The following is a 19,604-nucleotide window of genomic DNA, read 5'->3' on the forward strand; positions in this document are numbered from 1 at the left end:
GGAGTTTCTACGTGGCGAACAAAGTCCCGGCTATTTTTCTTGATCGTGATGGCACATTGAATGTCGATCACGGCTATGTCCATGAGATCGATAATTTTCAGTTTATTGATGGCACCATTGAGGCGTTACAGGCGCTGAAAAAAATGGGCTTTGCCCTGGTACTGGTCACCAATCAGTCGGGCATTGCGCGCGGCATGTTTACGGAAGACCAATTTATGCAGCTGACGGAGTGGATGGACTGGTCCCTGGCGGATCGCGATGTTGATCTCGATGGTATCTATTTCTGCCCGCATCTGCCGGATGCGCCGGTTGAAGAGTATCGCCAGCAATGTGATTGCCGTAAACCGCAGCCTGGTATGCTGCTGTCGGCGCAGAAGCATCTCCATATAGATATGGCAGCTTCTTATATGGTTGGCGACAAACTGGAAGATATGCAGGCGGCGCAGGCGGCTGGTGTAGGCACGAAAGTGTTGGTGCGTACCGGTAAACCGGTGACGGCGGAAGGCGAAGCGGCGGCGGATTGGGTGATTGATAGCCTTGCTGACCTGCCGGAACGTATTAAAAAGGGCTAAAAACGGGCCTTTTGCACAAATTTCAGCCGAACAGTAAAAAAGTTGAAATTTACGCTTGCGCTTCGTCAGAGTCTCCCTATAATGCGCCTCCACTGACACGGCAAAGCGGCAACGCAGACGGTCAGCGAGGGAGGAAGTGATTCATCCCGCCAGAGAAAAATCTCGAAAAAGTGATTGACTCTGAAGGAGGAAAGCGTAATATACGCCACCTCGCGACAGACGGTTAACCCGCTGCTCGCACTGCTCTTTAACAATTTATCAGACAATCTGTGTGGGCACTCGCAGGATTGATATCAAAAGTCTACGGACTTAAAAAATATCAAGTCTCAAGAGTGAACACGTAATTCATTACGAAGTTTAATTCTTTGAGCATCAAACTTAAATTGAAGAGTTTGATCATGGCTCAGATTGAACGCTGGCGGCAGGCCTAACACATGCAAGTCGAACGGTAGCACAGAGGAGCTTGCTCCTTGGGTGACGAGTGGCGGACGGGTGAGTAATGTCTGGGGATCTGCCCGATGGAGGGGGATAACTACTGGAAACGGTAGCTAATACCGCATAACGTCGCAAGACCAAAGTGGGGGACCTTCGGGCCTCACACCATCGGATGAACCCAGATGGGATTAGCTAGTAGGTGGGGTAACGGCTCACCTAGGCGACGATCCCTAGCTGGTCTGAGAGGATGACCAGCCACACTGGAACTGAGACACGGTCCAGACTCCTACGGGAGGCAGCAGTGGGGAATATTGCACAATGGGCGCAAGCCTGATGCAGCCATGCCGCGTGTATGAAGAAGGCCTTCGGGTTGTAAAGTACTTTCAGCGGGGAGGAAGGGATGATGTTTAATACGCATCATCATTGACGTTACCCGCAGAAGAAGCACCGGCTAACTCCGTGCCAGCAGCCGCGGTAATACGGAGGGTGCAAGCGTTAATCGGAATTACTGGGCGTAAAGCGCACGCAGGCGGTCTGTCAAGTCGGATGTGAAATCCCCGGGCTTAACCTGGGAACTGCATTCGAAACTGGCAGGCTAGAGTCTTGTAGAGGGGGGTAGAATTCCAGGTGTAGCGGTGAAATGCGTAGAGATCTGGAGGAATACCGGTGGCGAAGGCGGCCCCCTGGACAAAGACTGACGCTCAGGTGCGAAAGCGTGGGGAGCAAACAGGATTAGATACCCTGGTAGTCCACGCTGTAAACGATGTCGACTTGGAGGTTGTGCCCTTGAGGCGTGGCTTCCGGAGCTAACGCGTTAAGTCGACCGCCTGGGGAGTACGGCCGCAAGGTTAAAACTCAAATGAATTGACGGGGGCCCGCACAAGCGGTGGAGCATGTGGTTTAATTCGATGCAACGCGAAGAACCTTACCTGGCCTTGACATCCAGAGAACTTAGCAGAGATGCTTTGGTGCCTTCGGGAACTCTGAGACAGGTGCTGCATGGCTGTCGTCAGCTCGTGTTGTGAAATGTTGGGTTAAGTCCCGCAACGAGCGCAACCCTTATCCTTTGTTGCCAGCGATTCGGTCGGGAACTCAAAGGAGACTGCCGGTGATAAACCGGAGGAAGGTGGGGATGACGTCAAGTCATCATGGCCCTTACGGCCAGGGCTACACACGTGCTACAATGGCGCATACAAAGAGAAGCGACCTCGCGAGAGCAAGCGGACCTCATAAAGTGCGTCGTAGTCCGGATTGGAGTCTGCAACTCGACTCCATGAAGTCGGAATCGCTAGTAATCGTAGATCAGAATGCTACGGTGAATACGTTCCCGGGCCTTGTACACACCGCCCGTCACACCATGGGAGTGGGTTGCAAAAGAAGTAGGTAGCTTAACCTTCGGGAGGGCGCTTACCACTTTGTGATTCATGACTGGGGTGAAGTCGTAACAAGGTAACCGTAGGGGAACCTGCGGTTGGATCACCTCCTTACCTGAAGATACTTTCCTTCGAAGTGCTCACACAGATTGTCTGATGAAATTTAAAGAAGCAGTAAAACCCTCGGCAGGCTTGTAGCTCAGGTGGTTAGAGCGCACCCCTGATAAGGGTGAGGTCGGTGGTTCAAGTCCACTCAGGCCTACCAAATTCTCCCGATTTCTGCGTTGTGACAACGACTCGCATACCTGATGTATGCTTCGCGTCGTCACGCCTTGAACTCGAAAGAATTGGGTGAAGGGTTTTGCGAATCATTGGGGCTATAGCTCAGCTGGGAGAGCGCCTGCCTTGCACGCAGGAGGTCAGCGGTTCGATCCCGCTTAGCTCCACCATCAACGACCCCACGTTGATAAAAAAACTTCCGAATGCATTTTCGAGTGCATTGCGAAGTTATTGCTCTTTAACAATCCGGAACAAGCTGAAAATTTGAAACGACACGTTGTTTCATTTCTCCGTAATAAGAAATGAAAGCGATGTGTTCGAGTCTCTCAAATGCTTGCAGTCTGCATGCGTTGCAAAACGCCTGTGGGTTGTGAGGTTAAGCGACTAAGCGTACACGGTGGATGCCCTGGCAGTCAGAGGCGATGAAGGACGTGCTAATCTGCGAAAAGCGTCGGTAAGGTGATATGAACCGCAACAGCCGACGATGTCCGAATGGGGAAACCCAGTGCACTTGTGCACTATCGTTAACTGAATACATAGGTTAACGAGGCGAACCGGGGGAACTGAAACATCTAAGTACCCCGAGGAAAAGAAATCAACCGAGATTCCCCCAGTAGCGGCGAGCGAACGGGGAACAGCCCAGGACCTGAATCAGTTTGTGTGTTAGTGGAAGCGTCTGGAAAGTCGCGCGATACAGGGTGACAGCCCCGTACATGAAAATGCACAGATTGTGAGTCCGATGAGTAGGGCGGGACACGTGGTATCCTGTCTGAATATGGGGGGACCATCCTCCAAGGCTAAATACTCCTGACTGACCGATAGTGAACCAGTACCGTGAGGGAAAGGCGAAAAGAACCCCGGCGAGGGGAGTGAAACAGAACCTGAAACCGTGTACGTACAAGCAGTGGGAGCACCTTCGGGTGTGACTGCGTACCTTTTGTATAATGGGTCAGCGACTTATATTCTGTAGCAAGGTTAACCGTATAGGGGAGCCGCAGGGAAACCGAGTCTTAATTGGGCGTTAAGTTGCAGGGTATAGACCCGAAACCCGGTGATCTAGCCATGGGCAGGTTGAAGGTTGGGTAACACTAACTGGAGGACCGAACCGACTAATGTTGAAAAATTAGCGGATGACTTGTGGCTGGGGGTGAAAGGCCAATCAAACCGGGAGATAGCTGGTTCTCCCCGAAAGCTATTTAGGTAGCGCCTCGTGAATTCATCTCCGGGGGTAGAGCACTGTTTCGGCTAGGGGGCCATCCCGGCTTACCAACCCGATGCAAACTACGAATACCGGAGAATGTTATCACGGGAGACACACGGCGGGTGCTAACGTCCGTCGTGAAGAGGGAAACAACCCAGACCGCCAGCTAAGGTCCCAAAGTCATGGTTAAGTGGGAAACGATGTGGGAAGGCCCAGACAGCCAGGATGTTGGCTTAGAAGCAGCCATCATTTAAAGAAAGCGTAATAGCTCACTGGTCGAGTCGGCCTGCGCGGAAGATGTAACGGGGCTAAACCATGCACCGAAGCTGCGGCAGCGACACTATGTGTTGTTGGGTAGGGGAGCGTTCTGTAAGCCGCTGAAGGTGGACTGTGAGGTCTGCTGGAGGTATCAGAAGTGCGAATGCTGACATAAGTAACGATAAAGCGGGTGAAAAGCCCGCTCGCCGGAAGACCAAGGGTTCCTGTCCAACGTTAATCGGGGCAGGGTGAGTCGACCCCTAAGGCGAGGCTGAAAAGCGTAGTCGATGGGAAACAGGTTAATATTCCTGTACTTGGTGTTACTGCGAAGGGGGGACGGAGAAGGCTAGGTTATCCGGGCGACGGTTGTCCCGGTTTAAGCGTGTAGGCTTGCATTCCAGGCAAATCCGGAATGCTTTAAGGCTGAGGCGTGATGACGAGCCACTACGGTGGTGAAGTAACTGATGCCCTGCTTCCAGGAAAAGCCTCTAAGCTCCAGGTAACACGAAATCGTACCCCAAACCGACACAGGTGGTCAGGTAGAGAATACCAAGGCGCTTGAGAGAACTCGGGTGAAGGAACTAGGCAAAATGGTGCCGTAACTTCGGGAGAAGGCACGCTGGCATTAGGTGAAGGGACTTGCTCCCGGAGCTGAAGCCAGTCGAAGATACCAGCTGGCTGCAACTGTTTATTAAAAACACAGCACTGTGCAAACACGAAAGTGGACGTATACGGTGTGACGCCTGCCCGGTGCCGGAAGGTTAATTGATGGGGTTATCCGTAAGGAGAAGCTCTTGATCGAAGCCCCGGTAAACGGCGGCCGTAACTATAACGGTCCTAAGGTAGCGAAATTCCTTGTCGGGTAAGTTCCGACCTGCACGAATGGCGTAATGATGGCCAGGCTGTCTCCACCCGAGACTCAGTGAAATTGAAATCGCTGTGAAGATGCAGTGTACCCGCGGCAAGACGGAAAGACCCCGTGAACCTTTACTATAGCTTGACACTGAACATTGAGCCTTGATGTGTAGGATAGGTGGGAGGCTTTGAAGTGTGGACGCCAGTCTGCATGGAGCCAACCTTGAAATACCACCCTTTAATGTTTGATGTTCTAACGTAGGCCCGTAATCCGGGCTGCGGACAGTGTCTGGTGGGTAGTTTGACTGGGGCGGTCTCCTCCCAAAGTGTAACGGAGGAGCACGAAGGTTGGCTAATCCTGGTCGGACATCAGGAGGTTAGTGCAATGGCATAAGCCAGCTTGACTGCGAGAGTGACGGCTCGAGCAGGTGCGAAAGCAGGTCATAGTGATCCGGTGGTTCTGAATGGAAGGGCCATCGCTCAACGGATAAAAGGTACTCCGGGGATAACAGGCTGATACCGCCCAAGAGTTCATATCGACGGCGGTGTTTGGCACCTCGATGTCGGCTCATCACATCCTGGGGCTGAAGTAGGTCCCAAGGGTACGGCTGTTCGCCGTTTAAAGTGGTACGCGAGCTGGGTTTAGAACGTCGTGAGACAGTTCGGTCCCTATCTGCCGTGGGCGCTGGAGAATTGAGGGGGGTTGCTCCTAGTACGAGAGGACCGGAGTGAACGCACCACTGGTGTTCGGGTTGTCATGCCAATGGCATTGCCCGGTAGCTAAGTGCGGAAAAGATAAGTGCTGAAAGCATCTAAGCACGAAACTTGCCCCGAGATGAGTTCTCCCTGACTCTTTGAGAGTCCTGAAGGGACGTTGAAGACGACGACGTTGATAGGCCGGATGTGTAAGTGCAGCGATGCATTGAGCTAACCGGTACTAATGACCCGTGAGGCTTAACCTTACAACGCCAGAGGCGTTTTGGTTGAGAGACGCGAGAATTTTCAGCTTTGTTCAAACGGATTGATTCGTATGGCCTGTGAGGGCGGTACGGATAAACAGAATTTGCCTGGCGGCTGTAGCGCGGTGGTCCCACCTGACCCCATGCCGAACTCAGAAGTGAAACGCCGTAGCGCCGATGGTAGTGTGGGGTCTCCCCATGCGAGAGTAGGGAACTGCCAGGCATCAATTTAAGGTATTTACCTGAAAAGGTAACACCGGTTATCAGCGAGACCCCGCTGGTAATGCAGTATTCGGTGGTGCGGTAGTTCAGTCGGTTAGAATACCGGCCTGTCACGCCGGGGGTCGCGGGTTCGAGTCCCGTCCGCACCGCCACTCTCTTGATTAGCCCTGACTGAAAAGTCAGGGCTTTTTCATTTCTGTATTTCTTTAGCGTATTGTTGACTGAAACGCAAAATTCCTCTGCTTATAAGCAGATTTTTCAGCAATAAAGAAGCTGTCAAAATGCTCCCATCGAAAACATTTCATTCAACGATGAGGAAATCATGACAATCCCTGCTTTTGGTTTAGGTACTTTCCGTCTGCAAGACGATGTTGTTATTCATTCGGTTAAAACCGCACTTGAGCTTGGTTATCGAACAATCGATACCGCACAAATCTATGAAAATGAGGCTGCTGTAGGTCAGGCGATTGCCGAAAGTGGCGTTTCACGAGACGCGTTATTCGTGACCACCAAGATCTGGGTGGAAAATCTCTCTGCTGATAAATTGATCCCCAGCCTCAAAGAGAGCCTGGTGAAACTGCGCACCGACTATGTAGATCTTACCCTGATCCACTGGCCGTCGCCGGGAGCCAGCGTTTCGGTAAAAGAGAGCATGCAGGCACTGCTGGCCGCTAAAGAAGCAGGCCTGACTCGTCAAATCGGTATCTCCAACTTCCCGATTGCATTGATGAAAGAAGCAATTGAAGCGGTCGGTGTGGAAAATATTGCTACCAACCAGATTGAGCTTCATCCCTATTTGCAGAACGAGCAGGTGGTGAAGTTTGCCCGGGAGCAGGGGATTCACATCACCTCTTACATGACACTGGCCTATGGTGAAGCGCTGAAAGATGGAGTCATTCAGGCTATTGCACAGAAGCACCGGGCAACCCCAGCGCAGGTAGTGCTGGCATGGGCAATGCAGTTGGGTTATGCCGTCATTCCGTCATCGACCAAACGCGACAACCTTGCCGGAAATCTGCAATCTCAGGATTTACAGCTGGATCCTGATGATATGGATAAGATCCACGCCCTGGATCGTGGGCATCGTCTGGTTAGTCCGGATGGTTTGGCTCCGGCCTGGGATTAAGCAAAAAAATCAGTCCTGGCTTCGCCAGGGCTGGTTCTGCACCCAATCGCTGAGAAAATCAATAAATGCACGTACTCGCTGACTGACACCAAGATCACTGTAATAAACTGCGTTAAACGGCATTTCTACCGGCAAACGCTGATCCACCAGCAACTCTACAAAGGTCCCATCGGCAATTTCTTGATCAACCATATAGTCAGAAAGGCAGGCAATACCATTGTCGTTCAGGCAAAGTTGTTTGATCGTTTCCCCGCTGTTCGATGACATTCCCGGATTAATATCATAAAGTTCGCCATTTTCCTGCGCCACAGGCCAGCGATTCAACCGTAAAGGCTCAACGAAACCGAGACATTCATGGTGCGCTAAATCAGCCACCGAGCGTGGAGTGCCATACTTCGCCAGGTACGCAGGTGTGGCGACCAGTTTGCGATAGCTGATAAATAATAAACGAGCGCGCAGGGTGGAGTCGGTCAGGGTTCCGGCGCGAATGGCCACATCAACTTTACGCTCGATAAGATTGATAAAGCTCTCCGAGGAAATCAGCGAGAGAGTGACATCGGGATAGCGTGCGCGAAACGGTTTAACCATCGGCAACAACAAATGCAGGATCACCGGCGTTGCGGCATCAATGCGCAGCACGCCACGCGGAGCTTGCTGTCTGTCTATCAACTCGCTCTCCGCTGTTGACATCTCCTGCATCAATTTTTGTATGCGACGAAAGTAGTGTTCACCTTCATGCGTGAGGGCGAGCTGGCGAGTGGTACGTGTCAATAACGCCACACCCAACTTAGTCTCCAGCTTTTTCACCGTCCGGCTGACTGCCGAATTGGCCATATGTAATTGTTCAGCAGCACGGCTAAAGCTCCCACTTTCCACTACCGCAATAAACACTTTCAGCTCGTCTGATGATGCCTTCATTATCTCTCCACAAGCAAAAGTCTATTGTTACTTTGCACCTTTTTGTTATTAAACCATAAGCGGATACTGGCGCCCATCAAAACTAATTGGGAGTCAATCATGCCACTTGCACTCTGGGCGCTGACCATCAGCGCCTTTGCTATCGGAACCACTGAATTTGTCATCGTCGGGCTGATCCCGACCATCGCGCAACAACTTGCGATTACCCTGCCTTCAGCCGGGATGCTGGTATCTATCTACGCCCTTGGGGTAGCCATCGGTGCTCCGGTGCTAACGGCGTTGACCGGGAAATTACCTCGTAAACATTTGCTGATGGGGTTAATGGCGCTTTTCACCCTTGGCAATCTGGTAGCCTGGCAGGCACCGAACTATGAAACATTGGTGATTGCGCGACTGCTCACCGGTCTGGCACATGGTGTGTTCTTTTCGGTAGGGTCAACCATCGCGACCAGTTTGGTGAGTAAAGAGAAAGCGGCCAGCGCTATTGCGATTATGTTTGGCGGTTTGACAGTTGCCCTGGTAACGGGCGTGCCACTGGGAACGCTGATCGGGCAGCATTTTGGCTGGCGTGAGAGCTTCCTGGCGGTATCGATGTTGGGGGTTATTGCTCTGGTCGCCAGTATGCTGCTGGTTCCACGCCATATCGCTCAGCCGCCCGTTACTTCGTTACGACAGCAGGCCCGTGTGTTAACCAATCCACGTTTGTTGTTGATCTATGCCATTACTGCCCTCGGGTACGGTGGGGTGTTCACTGCTTTTACTTTTCTGGCACCGATGATGCAGTCACTGGCGGGTTTCTCACCTTCGGCTGTGAGCGTTATCTTACTGGGCTATGGCATCGCGGTGGCAATTGGCAATATCTGGGGTGGTAAGCTGGCGGATCGTCATGGCGCTGTGCCGGCTTTGACCCTCATTTTCGCCGCACTGACGGTACTGTTGGGCGTCTTTCAGGTGACGTCGAGTATGCACTATCTGGCATTAGTGACCGTAGTGGTGATGGGTATTTTTGCTTTCGCCAACGTGCCGGGGTTGCAGGTTTATGTAGTGCAGAAGGCAGAACATTACGCCCCTGGTGCGGTAGATGTCGCCTCGGGTTTAAATATTGCCGCTTTTAATATTGGCATTGCGCTGGGCTCTTCTGTGGGCGGTCATATCGTGCAGCAATATGGGTTAGCACAAACTCCCTGGGTCGGTGCAGTCATCGTCTTTATCGCTTTGTTACTGGTGCGTCTGAGCGGTGCGCTGGACAGGCCGCGCGCGGTGATGGCCGTCGAATAATTCGCTTTTCAGCCCACGCTCAGGTGGGCTGATGCACTTAAATGCCGTTAAGGCCATTCCGACAATCAAGAACACCAATTGAAACCCCGCGCTAAAATCCCTATAACAGTCAGGTGAAGTATGTTTGTAACTAGCCAGGCGGGAAAGTGCGGAAAAAAACCTATGCAATGCGTTATGTAGCAGGACAGCCTGCTGAGCGGATCTTTCCGCCAGGGGCGATGCTACATGTTGGGCAAGCGTTACCGCCCGGCGCACCACTCACAGCCGACCCGACATTACGGGTATTGGTGTGGAACATCTTTAAACAGCAACGTGCAGACTGGATGTCAGTGCTGCAAGGCTTTGGCAAAGATGCTCATCTGGTGTTGCTACAGGAAGCGCAAACCACCCCTGAATTGGTGAAGTTCGCCACCAGTAACTATCTGGCTGCTGACCAGGTACCTGCCTTTGTGCTGCCACAGCATCCCTCTGGGGTGATGACGCTGGCGTCGGCTCATCCGGTGTACTGCTGCCCATTGCGTGAGCGTGAGCCGTTATTGCGGCTGGCAAAATCCGCGCTGGTGACCGCTTATCCGTTGCCCAATGGAGAAATGTTGATGGTGGTGAACATCCATGCCGTCAATTTCAGCCTGGGTATCGATGTCTACAGCAAACAGCTGGGGCCGATTGGGGAGCAAATCCAGTACCATCGAGGGCCGGTGATTATGGCCGGGGATTTTAATGCCTGGAGTCGTCAGAGGATGAAGGCGTTGTTTCGCTTCGCTCAGGACATGGCTTTACATGAAGTGACGTTTACCGATGACCATCGGCGCAAAGCTTTTGGTCGACCGCTGGATTTTGTCTTCTACCGTGATATGAAGGTCAGTGAAGCCTCGGTATTGGTGACGCGTGCTTCTGACCATAACCCGTTGCTGGTTGAATTTAACTCCACCAGAACCACTCCGCGCTAAACTGCCACGTACAGCAGATTTTACTCACCCGCATAAAAAGAAAAAGGCTGACATTTGTCAGCCTTTTCGCGCCATTAGGTGTCTGGCGTTGCGCTATTATGAACAAACAGCGTGAGGTTATCACCCGGCTGAATGCTCTTCGCATCACTTAATACACTGTTCCAGCGCATAACGTCCTGAATGTTCACTCCATGACGTCGCGCGATACTGGCAAGAGAATCACCCTTACGAACACGATAGGTGATGCTGTTGCCGTTATCGGCCAGCTGCGAACCTTTATCGCCGATGGTCAGTTTCTGACCGATGCGAACTGAGGCACCGCGCAGGTTATTCTGCTGCTTCAGTGTATTAATGCTCACGCCGAGCTTGCTGGCAATGCCAGACAAGGTGTCGCCTTTGCGAACCGTGTAGCTGCTTCCCACATCACTGGCTTTTGCCAGTTGAGAAGGCTGCACGGCGGCAATATCACCGGATGCCAGTGAATTGCGCAGCTGAGCAACGTTGGACTTAGGCACCATAATGTAGTGCGGTCCATTCGGCGCTGTGCTGCCGTGTTTATAGCCAGCATTGAAGCTTTTCAGCTTACTTAACGACATGCCAGCCATATCAGCGGCTTGCGTCAGCTCAATTTGTTGACCCACTTCAACACGAGCCAGTGCTCGGCTCTCGTTCGGGGTCGGCAATTTGATGCCGTAGCGCTTGTTGTTCTTGAGAATATCGCTCAAGGCCAACATTTTAGGAACATAAACCGCGGTTTCGCGGGGCAGCGATAAACTCCAGAAATCGGTCGGCTTACCGCGCGCCTTATTCTGTTTTATCGCTTTCAACACACGTCCTTCACCACTGTTATAAGCGGCAACGGTCAATAACCAGTCACCGTCAAACATGGTGTTGAGACGCTGCATCATATCCAGCGCAACCTTGGTAGACGCCACCACATCCCGGCGACCGTCATACCATTGGTTCTGTTTCAAACCATAGTTTTTGCCCGTTGTTGCAACAATCTGCCAAATGCCTGCGGCATTCGCAGAAGATGTTGCATGTGGGTCAAAAGCGCTCTCCACTATGGGTAGCAGTACCAGTTCCATCGGCATCTTACGTTTCTGTATCTGCTCGACTATCCAGTACATGTACGGCTCTGCCCGTAATGTTACATCGTGGAGATAGCTCTTATTTTTTAAGTACTTTGTTTTTTGTTCGCGGATCCGGGAGTTATCCGGAATCCCCATCTTCAACTCGTCACTAATGTGATTCCAGAGATCAGTGTCTTCTGCGAGGCTTGTTCCATCATCTTGCCAGCGCGGCGACAACAAGCGATCTCCGTACTTTCCATTTTCACCTTGACCAGCTGAAGACAGGCTCTGAGCATGCTGTTGCGGGATAGTGGCGTCATTCCTTGATGCCTGACAACCTCCCACCAGCAAGACAGAGGCGATTAATATCGCTTTTGCCTTCATGTGTGTGTCAATAGTTCGCTTAAAAGACGAGCAATCATACTTGACGGTCTGACACAACACAACCACAAATATCAAAAACGATCTTTCTTCTCGCGTAGATCTGCAAAAGTTTGCCATAGTGGCGCAGTTGTAAAATTACCGCCTAAAGCCTTTTGTAAATCAGCATCTTGCGTGCGAAGAAATAAATTTATTTCACGCTCTAAAGCCAAATTTGTTGGCAAAGTAATGCGATTTTCTGCTCGTAAGTCCTTAATTTGCTGGAACCTTGCTAAAATTTTCGGGTCATGGGGCAGAATAGCCGCAGCAAACTTCATATTGGATAAAGTGTACTCATGTGCACAGCAAATCAGAGTTTCGCCAGGTAGCTGGTTAAGCTTTTGAAATGACTCAAACATTTGTTGTGCGGTGCCTTCAAATAATCGGCCGCAACCACCGGAAAACATCGTGTCACCACAGAAAAGATAAGGCGAGCTGTAATATGAGATATGTCCTAAAGTGTGGCCGGGGGTAGCGATGACACGGAAATTTATCCCCAACAGGGTAAATTCATCCCCATCGCCAACAATGCGGGTTGCACCTTTATCCGCAGTTTCTTGTGGACCGAAAACCTCCAGTTCAGGAAACTGCTGCAACAGTTCAGCGACACCACCGACATGATCGTGATGATGATGTGTCAGTAAAATTGCCACCGGCTGCCAGCGATGAACACGGATTTTATCCAGCACGGGCTGTGCTTCGCCGGGATCGACAATCAGGCAGTGATTGTGTTCATCGGTCAGTGTCCAGATGTAGTTATCCTGCAACGCGGGAATACTGGTAAGATTCATAAACACCTCTCAGGCCGTAGAAAAAGGAAGATGGTAAAGCATGAAGCCGGCTAAAACACGCCAAATCCTGACTGCGCCACGCTCCTGGCGCGACATGCCCTGGGGCGATTATTTTCGCGACGCCTTAACCCAGCAACTGCAACCTTACCTCGGGAAGCTGTATGGCTTTCATATGCTTAAAATTGGCAATCTGAGCGCAGAAATCAATACCAGCCACTGCCCCATTTCGCATCAGGTGAATGTGGGGGAGCAGGGTGACGAGTTGCAGGTGATTGCCCGCGCGACCCAACTGCCGTTCGAATCCAAATCGATTGATGCCTGCCTGTTAGCTCACACCTTGTCCTGGAGCCAGGATCCGCATCGCGTGCTGCGTGAGGTTGATCGGGTGCTGATTGACGATGGCTGGATGATTATCAGCGGCTTTAATCCATTTAGCCTGCTGGGTATCAGCAAAGGCATTCCGGGTCTGCATAGCCGAGCCCCGTGGAGCGGTCGGATGTTTAGCCAGATGCGTCTGCTGGACTGGTTACATCTGCTGAACTATGAAGTGGTTTATCGTACTCGCTTCCAGGTGGTGCCGTGGCACCGGCAGGGCGGTAAAGTGATCAGCGCGCATCTGCCGGCATTGGGCTGTCTGAATGTGGTGGTGGCGCGTAAACGAACCTTCCCGTTAACGCCCACCAAAGTGAAAAAAAGCCTGAGTAAAACGCAACTGCGGCAGACGGTTAACGCGACGCGCCAGTTCCGCAACATGAAGGATCAGGATTCCGGCTGATAACCGACATCATCCTGGGTCGGCTGGCTGGCGGCGCTGCGCGCCAGCTCATCGCAGCGTTCGTTTTCCGGGTGACCGGCATGGCCCTTCACCCATTCCCACGAGATTTGATGCGAGCTCAGCGCCAGATCGAGCCGTTGCCACAGATCGACATTCTTCACCGGTTTTTTCTCAGCGGTTTTCCAGCCGCGTTTCTTCCAGTTATGAATCCAGCTGGTAATACCCTGGCGTACATATTGGCTGTCGGTGCTGATCACCACTTCACACGGCTGCGTCAGCGCTTCCAGCGCGACAATCGCCGCCATCAGTTCCATACGATTATTGGTGGTGAGGCGGTAACCGGCACTGAAGGTTTTCTCATGCTGGCGATAACGCAGAATGGCACCATAGCCACCGGGGCCGGGATTGCCGAGACAGGATCCATCGGTGAATATTTCTACCTGTTTACGCATCTCTGGTAGACTTCCTTACTGACAAAACGCCAAGTCTGACATAAACGAGTCCTATGAGCACTGCAAATAACCGCCAGATCGTCCTCGATACCGAAACCACCGGCATGAACATGATCGGTGTGCACTATGAAGGACATCGCATCATTGAAATCGGTGCGGTTGAGGTGATCAACCGCCGCCTGACCGGTAATAACTTTCACATTTACCTCAAGCCAGATCGTCTGGTGGACCCGGAAGCCTTTGGCGTTCATGGTATTGCCGATGAATTTCTGGCGGATAAGCCGAGCTTTAGCGACATTGCCGCGGAGTTTCTTGAGTATATCCGCGGTGCGGAGTTGGTGATCCATAACGCATCGTTCGATATCGGCTTTATGGATTACGAGTTTGCCATGTTGCAGCGCGACATCGGCAAAACCGAGACATTCTGCCAAATTACTGACAGCCTGGCGATGGCGCGCAAGATGTTCCCCGGCAAGCGTAACAGCCTTGATGCGCTCTGTAGCCGTCTGGAAATTGATAACAGCAAACGAACGCTGCACGGCGCATTACTCGATGCCGAAATTCTCGCCGAGGTGTTCCTGACCATGACGGGTGGCCAGACATCGTTGGCTTTTTCCCACGAGAGCGAGCAGAGCAGCCAGGTGGATGGCGAAAATATTCAGCGCATTGTTCGCCCGGCGTCGGGTCTGCGCGTCGTCAGCGCCAGCGATGAAGAGTGTCTGGCACATGAAAGCCGTTTAGATCTGGTGATGAAGAAGGGCGGTAGCTGCCTGTGGCGTGCCTGAAATGGCTGATTTTGCGTGGAAAAGCAACGTTAAGCTGAAAAAAACAGCAAACGAAACAAACCCACAGAAAAAGCGTTGACGGCAGATCGCTGTGCCATTAATATGCGCCTCGTTCCCGACGGGGAACACAGCGCGGTGCGGTAGTTCAGTCGGTTAGAATACCGGCCTGTCACGCCGGGGGTCGCGGGTTCGAGTCCCGTCCGCACCGCCAATCTATTTAAAGAAGCCGATTCAGTAATGAATCGGCTTTTTGCTTTTTCGGATTCGACAATCAAACGGCGCGATAATCGCGCCGTTCGGTTTAATCCTTCTGCACCGCCACCTTGCCACGATACGTGGCCGCCGGTACTTCACGTTCAGCACGCGCCAGCCAGCGATAGCAGCCCATGCCGAGCGCTACTCCGATAAACCAACTAAAGTTGGCAACTTCATGCAGTGACGGAATAAAGCTGATAATCAGGCAAATTCCCACCGAAGGCAGCAGCGCGGCAATGGCTTTCGGGTTAAAGCCACCCTGATACCAGTAGCGGCCTTTCGGCGTATCATCAAACAGATCATCGACATACACTTTGCTGCGTTTGATCAGATAGAAATCGGCGATCAGAATGCCAAACAGCGGTCCGATAAAGGAACCCAGAACATCCAGCGTGTAGTGAATCAATTCAGGTGACTGGAACAGGTTCCACGGGGTCAGTAAGACAGAACCGACGGCAGCGATCATGCCACCGGTACGGAAGCTGATTCTCTGCGGTGAGCAGTTGGAAAAGTCGAAGGCGGGTGACACGAAGTTTGCCACGATATTGATACCAATAGTCGCGGTGATCATCGTTAACAGACCAAGCGCCACCGCCAAATCGTTACCCACCATACTGACGGTTTCGATAGGGTCGGTAATCATGCGTCCGAACAGTGAATTGGAGCCAGAGACAATCACCACCGTCACAATCGAGAACAGCAGGAAGTTGAACGGCAGGCCCCAGCGGTTGCCACGGCGAATCTCACCCATATTTTTACCGTAGCGAGAAAAGTCACCAAAGTTAAGCAGCGGGCCGGAGAAGTAGGACACCACCAGCGCCGTTGCGGTGATCATCTGCCAGGTCTGCTCGCCCGCACTCAACTGCTTGCTGGCCAGGGTAAAAGAGATACCGTCAAAACCGGTCTTGTATACAATCCATCCTGCCAGCGCCACCATGACCACGTACACCGCGGGACCCGCCACATCGATGAAACGTTTGATAGCGTTCATTCCGTGCCAGAACACCAGCGCCTGCAAGAACCACATCAGGCCGAAGCAGCACCAGCCCAGTTGCGATAAGCCCAGCCAGCTGCTGTGCGTCATGCTGGACAGTGACGGGAAGAACTTCAGCAGCACCAGCATCAACGCGTTAGCTGCAAGGTAAGTCTGAATTCCGTACCAGGCAAAGGCGATCAGGCCACGGATTATTGCAGGAATATTGGCACCGAACACACCAAACGCCTGACGCGAAATCACCGCATAAGGCACGCCCGCCATCTGGCTTGGCTTCGCCACCAGGTTGGCGCACAGCTGCACAATACAAATCCCCACCAGCAGACACAGCAGCACCTGCCAGCTTGCCAGCCCGAGTGTGAAGAAACTAGCCGCCACCACATAGCCGCCCATGCTGTGCACGTCCGACATCCAGAAAGAGAAAATGTTGTACCACGACCAGTTCTGGTCCCGCGTGGGTGCCAGATCCTCATTGCAAAGCCGTGGGCTATAGTGGGCGTTGGCTTCAGAGGCCACCGCAGAGGTCACTTCAGAATGATTTGGCATGAAACCTGCTCCTCTCTTTAATAATGAATAATAATCACAGCGTGAAACGGTATTGCAGGATCCAGGCCAGAATTGATTTCTTGTATACAAAAATTGTTTTTCGCGTATACGATGTGCTGTGCGCAGACATTTACCGGAGTGGGAAATGAAGAGTGAAACAGGCCAGCGAACGGCCGCAGATCTGAATGATAGAGACGAACCCATCTACCAGGCGCTGTTAAGCGCGATTGTTGAACACCAGTTGCCCCCCGGCAGCAAATTGCCCGAAGAGGCGCTGTCTGAAGTATTTGGCGTCAGCCGTACCGGTATCCGCAAGGTGCTGCAACGCCTCGCTGCGGTGCAAATGATTACCTTATCGCCCAGACGTGGTGCACAGGTGGCGACGCCAGGGGTGGAGGAGGCACGGGATATCTTCGCCACACGCAGTTTGCTGGAATGCGCCAACCTGTCGGCGGTACTGGCCCATGTGCAACCACCGCATCTGGCGGCGCTGGCGGATTTGATCGCCGCAGAACAGCATGCGCATGAACAACACGATGGTGCAGCGGCGATTCGGTTGTCGGCCGCGTTTCATATTCAGCTCCAGGCGATTTCAGGTAACCAGGTGCTGACCGAAATGGTGACGCACCTGACGCAACGCTCCTCGCTGGTCATTGCGGCGTACGGTGCCCCCTGGCAGCGCGGCTGCCGTTGTGATCATCACGATCGGCTGGTGGATCTGCTGCGGCAGAAAGATCTGGCCGGTCTGACGGCTGCGCTCCATCATCACTTCGAACATATTGTTGCCAGCCTGCACTTTGAGCGCAGCGGTGAAACCCTCCCCGATTTTGCCCGGCTGTTCGCCGGTAAAGGAGTCACCTGATGAGCCTGATTCAGGTTATTAACCCCAACACCAGCCTGGCGATGACGGAAACCATCGGCCAGGCTGCGCGAGCTGTGGCGGCACCGGGCACCGAAATTATCGCGGTGTGCCCGAGCCAGGGAGTGCCGTCTATTGAGGGCCACTTTGATGAGGCAATCGCCGCTCTTGGGGTGCTGGAGCAGGTGAAGCGGGGTAAAGCGCAGGGTGTCAGTGGTCATGTGATCGCCTGTTTTGGCGATCCCGGTTTACTGGCTGCGCGCGAGTTGGCGACCGGCCCGGTGGTGGGTATCGCCGAAGCCGCGATGCATACCGCGACGCTGCTGGCGACGCGTTTTTCCATCGTGACCACGCTGCCACGGACCCTGGTCATTGCGCGCCATCTGTTGCAGCAATATGGTTTTACCCATCATTGTGCCGCCCTGCATGCCATCGATTTACCGGTGCTGGCACTGGAAGATGGTAGCGGTGTGGCGCAGGAAAAGGTGCGTCAGCGTTGTCTCCAGGCGAAACGGGAAGATGGTAGCGGGGCGATTGTGTTGGGATGTGGCGGCATGGCGACGCTGGCCCAGGATCTGACCCGCGAACTCGGTTTACCGGTGATCGACGGTGTCGGTGCGGCGGTCAAAATGGTGGAGTCGCTGGTGGCGCTGGGCTTTGGCACCAGCAAACATGGCGATCTCGATTACCCGCTAGAAAAACCGCTCACGGGTGCCTTCCAGCACCTAAACTAAGCACTGGTTGAGGTTTACACAGGAACTTACAGAATGAGTGATGTATCTGAAAAGAAAGAGTACAGCTTCAACAAAAACTATCCGCGTGACCTGATTGGTTACGCTGGTCAGCCACCGCATGCCCAGTGGCCGGGGAAAGCTCGCGTGGCGGTGCAATTTGTCCTCAATTACGAAGAGGGTGCCGAAAATAACGTGTTGCACGGCGACGCCGGTTCTGAGCAGTTTCTGTCCGACATCATCGGCGCTGCCAGCTATGCCGATCGTCACATGTCGATGGACTCTCTCTACGAGTACGGCTCCCGCGCGGGTTTCTGGCGCATTCACCACGAATTTCAAAAGCGCGGTTTGCCACTGACCATTTTTGGCGTGGCGATGGCGCTGGCACGCCATCCGGAAATCGTTGCTGCGATCAAAGCCGCCGACTATGACGTGGTCAGCCACGGCTGGCGCTGGATCCACTATCAGGGGATGGATGCGAAGACTGAGCGCCAGCATATGCAGCAGGCGGTCGATGTGCTGAAAGATCTGTTTGGCAAAGCACCGACGGGTTGGTACACCGGGCGCGACAGTCCGAACACCCGCCGCCTGGTGGTAGAGCAGGGCGGCTTTAGCTACGACAGCGATTACTACGGCGATGACTTGCCGTTTTGGACGCAGGTGACCTGCCAGGATGGCACGGTAAAACCGCATCTGATCATTCCTTATACGCTGGAATGTAACGATATGCGCTTTGCCTCACCGCAGGGTTTCAACACCGCCGAGCAGTTCTACACCTACCTGCGCGATACCTTTGATGTGTTGTACGAAGAAGGGGAAACTGCACCGAAGATGATGTCGATCGGCATGCATTGCCGTCTGTTGGGCCGTCCTGGCAAATTCCGTGCTTTGCAGCGTTTCCTTGACCATATCCAACAACACGACCAGGTATGGGTGTGTACGCGTCAGCAGATTGCCGACCACTGGATGGAGACTCATCCCGCAGAATAAAAGCCCCCCGTAGCGGCGCGATTTATCGCGCAATTCCGTGCGCGATGCGGGAAAAATCCGCGCGATAAATCGCGCCGCTACCCCTGAAGGTTTATATCTTGCCCGTAGCCGGGCAAGATATCGCTAGATCATCAAACTCACCTGCGCGGCAACAATACGCCAGCCGCACGGCAGTCGGACCCAGGTCTGCTGCTGACGGCCAATCTTCTCCGTCCCGGCACGGGTGAACTCGGTGCTGCACACCGCATAATCATCACCAAAGGTGGTGATCACCGTATGGCGCAAGTCGCGATCCAATCCGGCAGAGGGACGAGCCGCACGAAACGCCCGGATCTCCTCAATGCCATACAGATTTTCACCGGCGCCGAGACGGACGGTGCGGTTGTCGTGCCAGAACAGTTCATCCAGCACTGCTACGTCATTGCTGACCAGTGCCTGCTCGTAGCGGTAAAACGCGGCGGTGACTTCGGCGACAATCGCCGGACGATCGATATTCTCTGGGGTCAT

At 53.1% G+C, this 19,604-nt stretch carries 15 protein-coding genes, 4 tRNA genes and 3 rRNA genes; 16 read left to right on the plus strand and 6 right to left on the minus strand.

Going from position 1 to position 19,604, the window contains the following annotated elements; genetic code table 11:
• The first annotated feature begins 11 nt into the window (after positions 1-11).
• The 8 genes from gmhB to dkgB all read left to right on the plus strand — a co-directional run bounded on the left by gmhB (position 12) and on the right by dkgB (position 7,280).
• Positions 12-572, plus strand: coding sequence for a D-glycero-beta-D-manno-heptose 1,7-bisphosphate 7-phosphatase (gmhB, locus tag AC6I8N_RS04275; protein WP_208724861.1), 561 nt, complete (start codon positions 12-14; stop codon positions 570-572).
• A 380-nt stretch (positions 573-952) separates the two neighbouring features.
• Positions 953-2,494: ribosomal RNA gene (locus AC6I8N_RS04280) — 16S ribosomal RNA — on the plus strand.
• 74 nt (positions 2,495-2,568) lie between these two features.
• Positions 2,569-2,645, plus strand: a tRNA-Ile gene (locus AC6I8N_RS04285).
• A gap of 108 nt (positions 2,646-2,753) precedes the next feature.
• Positions 2,754-2,829 (plus strand) — tRNA-Ala (locus AC6I8N_RS04290).
• A gap of 204 nt (positions 2,830-3,033) precedes the next feature.
• Positions 3,034-5,935: ribosomal RNA gene (locus AC6I8N_RS04295) — 23S ribosomal RNA — on the plus strand.
• Positions 5,936-6,039: 104 nt separating this feature from the next.
• Positions 6,040-6,155 (plus strand): 5S ribosomal RNA (rrf, locus tag AC6I8N_RS04300).
• The 16S, 23S and 5S rRNA genes sit together here with 3 tRNA genes alongside, the layout of an rRNA operon.
• Positions 6,156-6,229: 74 nt before the next feature.
• A tRNA-Asp gene (locus tag AC6I8N_RS04305) sits at positions 6,230-6,306 on the plus strand.
• Positions 6,307-6,476: 170 nt separating this feature from the next.
• Entirely contained in the window at positions 6,477-7,280 is an 804-nt protein-coding gene (gene dkgB, locus AC6I8N_RS04310) for a 2,5-didehydrogluconate reductase DkgB (protein WP_497830113.1), read from the plus strand.
• Between the two features lie 9 nt (positions 7,281-7,289).
• On the opposite strand, the gene yafC is transcribed toward dkgB, so the two are convergent.
• Positions 7,290-8,198 carry a DNA-binding transcriptional regulator YafC gene (gene yafC, locus AC6I8N_RS04315; RefSeq protein ID WP_497830114.1) on the minus strand — a complete coding sequence of 303 codons (909 nt, stop codon included), beginning with the start codon at positions 8,196-8,198 and terminating at the stop codon, positions 7,290-7,292.
• Between the two features lie 99 nt (positions 8,199-8,297).
• Here yafC and AC6I8N_RS04320 point away from each other — a divergent pair, with 99 nt between their 5' ends.
• Both AC6I8N_RS04320 and AC6I8N_RS04325 read left to right on the plus strand, forming a co-directional pair.
• Positions 8,298-9,476: an MFS transporter gene (locus tag AC6I8N_RS04320; RefSeq protein ID WP_497830115.1), complete on the plus strand. Its 1,179-nt coding sequence runs from the start codon at positions 8,298-8,300 to the stop codon at positions 9,474-9,476.
• Positions 9,477-9,622: 146 nt separating this feature from the next.
• Entirely contained in the window at positions 9,623-10,426 is an 804-nt protein-coding gene (locus AC6I8N_RS04325; RefSeq protein WP_208724867.1) for an endonuclease/exonuclease/phosphatase family protein, read from the plus strand.
• Positions 10,427-10,500: 74 nt separating this feature from the next.
• On the opposite strand, the gene mltD is transcribed toward AC6I8N_RS04325, so the two are convergent.
• Together mltD and gloB are read right to left on the minus strand one after the other, a co-directional pair.
• Positions 10,501-11,883: a murein transglycosylase D gene (gene mltD / locus AC6I8N_RS04330; RefSeq protein WP_208724869.1), complete on the minus strand. Its 1,383-nt coding sequence runs from the start codon at positions 11,881-11,883 to the stop codon at positions 10,501-10,503.
• 71 nt (positions 11,884-11,954) lie between these two features.
• Positions 11,955-12,710 carry a hydroxyacylglutathione hydrolase gene (gene gloB, locus AC6I8N_RS04335; protein WP_497830116.1) on the minus strand — a complete coding sequence of 252 codons (756 nt, stop codon included), beginning with the start codon at positions 12,708-12,710 and terminating at the stop codon, positions 11,955-11,957.
• A 40-nt stretch (positions 12,711-12,750) separates the two neighbouring features.
• On the opposite strand from gloB, the gene AC6I8N_RS04340 reads away from it, so the two are divergent.
• Positions 12,751-13,485 (plus strand): class I SAM-dependent methyltransferase, encoded by a 735-nt coding sequence (locus AC6I8N_RS04340; protein ID WP_021186131.1) that lies wholly within the window; start codon positions 12,751-12,753, stop codon positions 13,483-13,485.
• Here the strand turns inward: AC6I8N_RS04340 and rnhA are convergent.
• Positions 13,470-13,937 (minus strand): ribonuclease HI, encoded by a 468-nt coding sequence (gene rnhA, locus AC6I8N_RS04345; RefSeq protein ID WP_208724872.1) that lies wholly within the window; start codon positions 13,935-13,937, stop codon positions 13,470-13,472. The two genes, AC6I8N_RS04340 and rnhA, sit on opposite strands and share 16 nt — an antisense overlap.
• 53 nt (positions 13,938-13,990) lie before the next feature.
• On the opposite strand from rnhA, the gene dnaQ reads away from it, so the two are divergent.
• Both dnaQ and AC6I8N_RS04355 read left to right on the plus strand, forming a co-directional pair.
• Positions 13,991-14,722, plus strand: a complete 732-nt coding sequence (gene dnaQ, locus AC6I8N_RS04350) for a DNA polymerase III subunit epsilon (RefSeq protein ID WP_021186133.1) — start codon at positions 13,991-13,993, stop codon at positions 14,720-14,722.
• A 134-nt stretch (positions 14,723-14,856) separates the two neighbouring features.
• Positions 14,857-14,933 (plus strand) — tRNA-Asp (locus AC6I8N_RS04355).
• A 90-nt stretch (positions 14,934-15,023) separates the two neighbouring features.
• On the opposite strand, the gene AC6I8N_RS04360 is transcribed toward AC6I8N_RS04355, so the two are convergent.
• On the minus strand, positions 15,024-16,517 hold the full coding sequence (locus AC6I8N_RS04360) for an NCS1 family nucleobase:cation symporter-1 (RefSeq protein ID WP_497830117.1): 1,494 nt from the start codon (positions 16,515-16,517) through the stop codon (positions 15,024-15,026).
• A 145-nt stretch (positions 16,518-16,662) separates the two neighbouring features.
• Here AC6I8N_RS04360 and AC6I8N_RS04365 point away from each other — a divergent pair, with 145 nt between their 5' ends.
• From AC6I8N_RS04365 to puuE, 3 genes are read left to right on the plus strand one after another with little or no spacing between them, the layout of a single operon-like run.
• On the plus strand, positions 16,663-17,379 hold the full coding sequence (locus tag AC6I8N_RS04365; protein WP_208724876.1) for a GntR family transcriptional regulator: 717 nt from the start codon (positions 16,663-16,665) through the stop codon (positions 17,377-17,379).
• On the plus strand, positions 17,379-18,110 hold the full coding sequence (gene hpxA / locus AC6I8N_RS04370) for an aspartate/glutamate racemase family protein (protein WP_208724878.1): 732 nt from the start codon (positions 17,379-17,381) through the stop codon (positions 18,108-18,110). The genes AC6I8N_RS04365 and hpxA overlap by 1 nt, the downstream gene beginning before the upstream one ends.
• Positions 18,111-18,143: 33 nt before the next feature.
• A complete protein-coding gene (puuE, locus tag AC6I8N_RS04375; protein WP_208724880.1) occupies positions 18,144-19,097 on the plus strand; it encodes an allantoinase PuuE in 954 nt (317 codons plus the stop codon).
• Positions 19,098-19,220: 123 nt separating this feature from the next.
• Here the strand turns inward: puuE and hpxZ are convergent, their stop codons facing one another.
• Positions 19,221-19,604 (minus strand): oxalurate catabolism protein HpxZ, encoded by a 384-nt coding sequence (gene hpxZ, locus AC6I8N_RS04380; RefSeq protein WP_497830118.1) that lies wholly within the window; start codon positions 19,602-19,604, stop codon positions 19,221-19,223.

Source organism: Pantoea sp. X-Soil-TKNS-1279 (assembly GCF_059730565.1).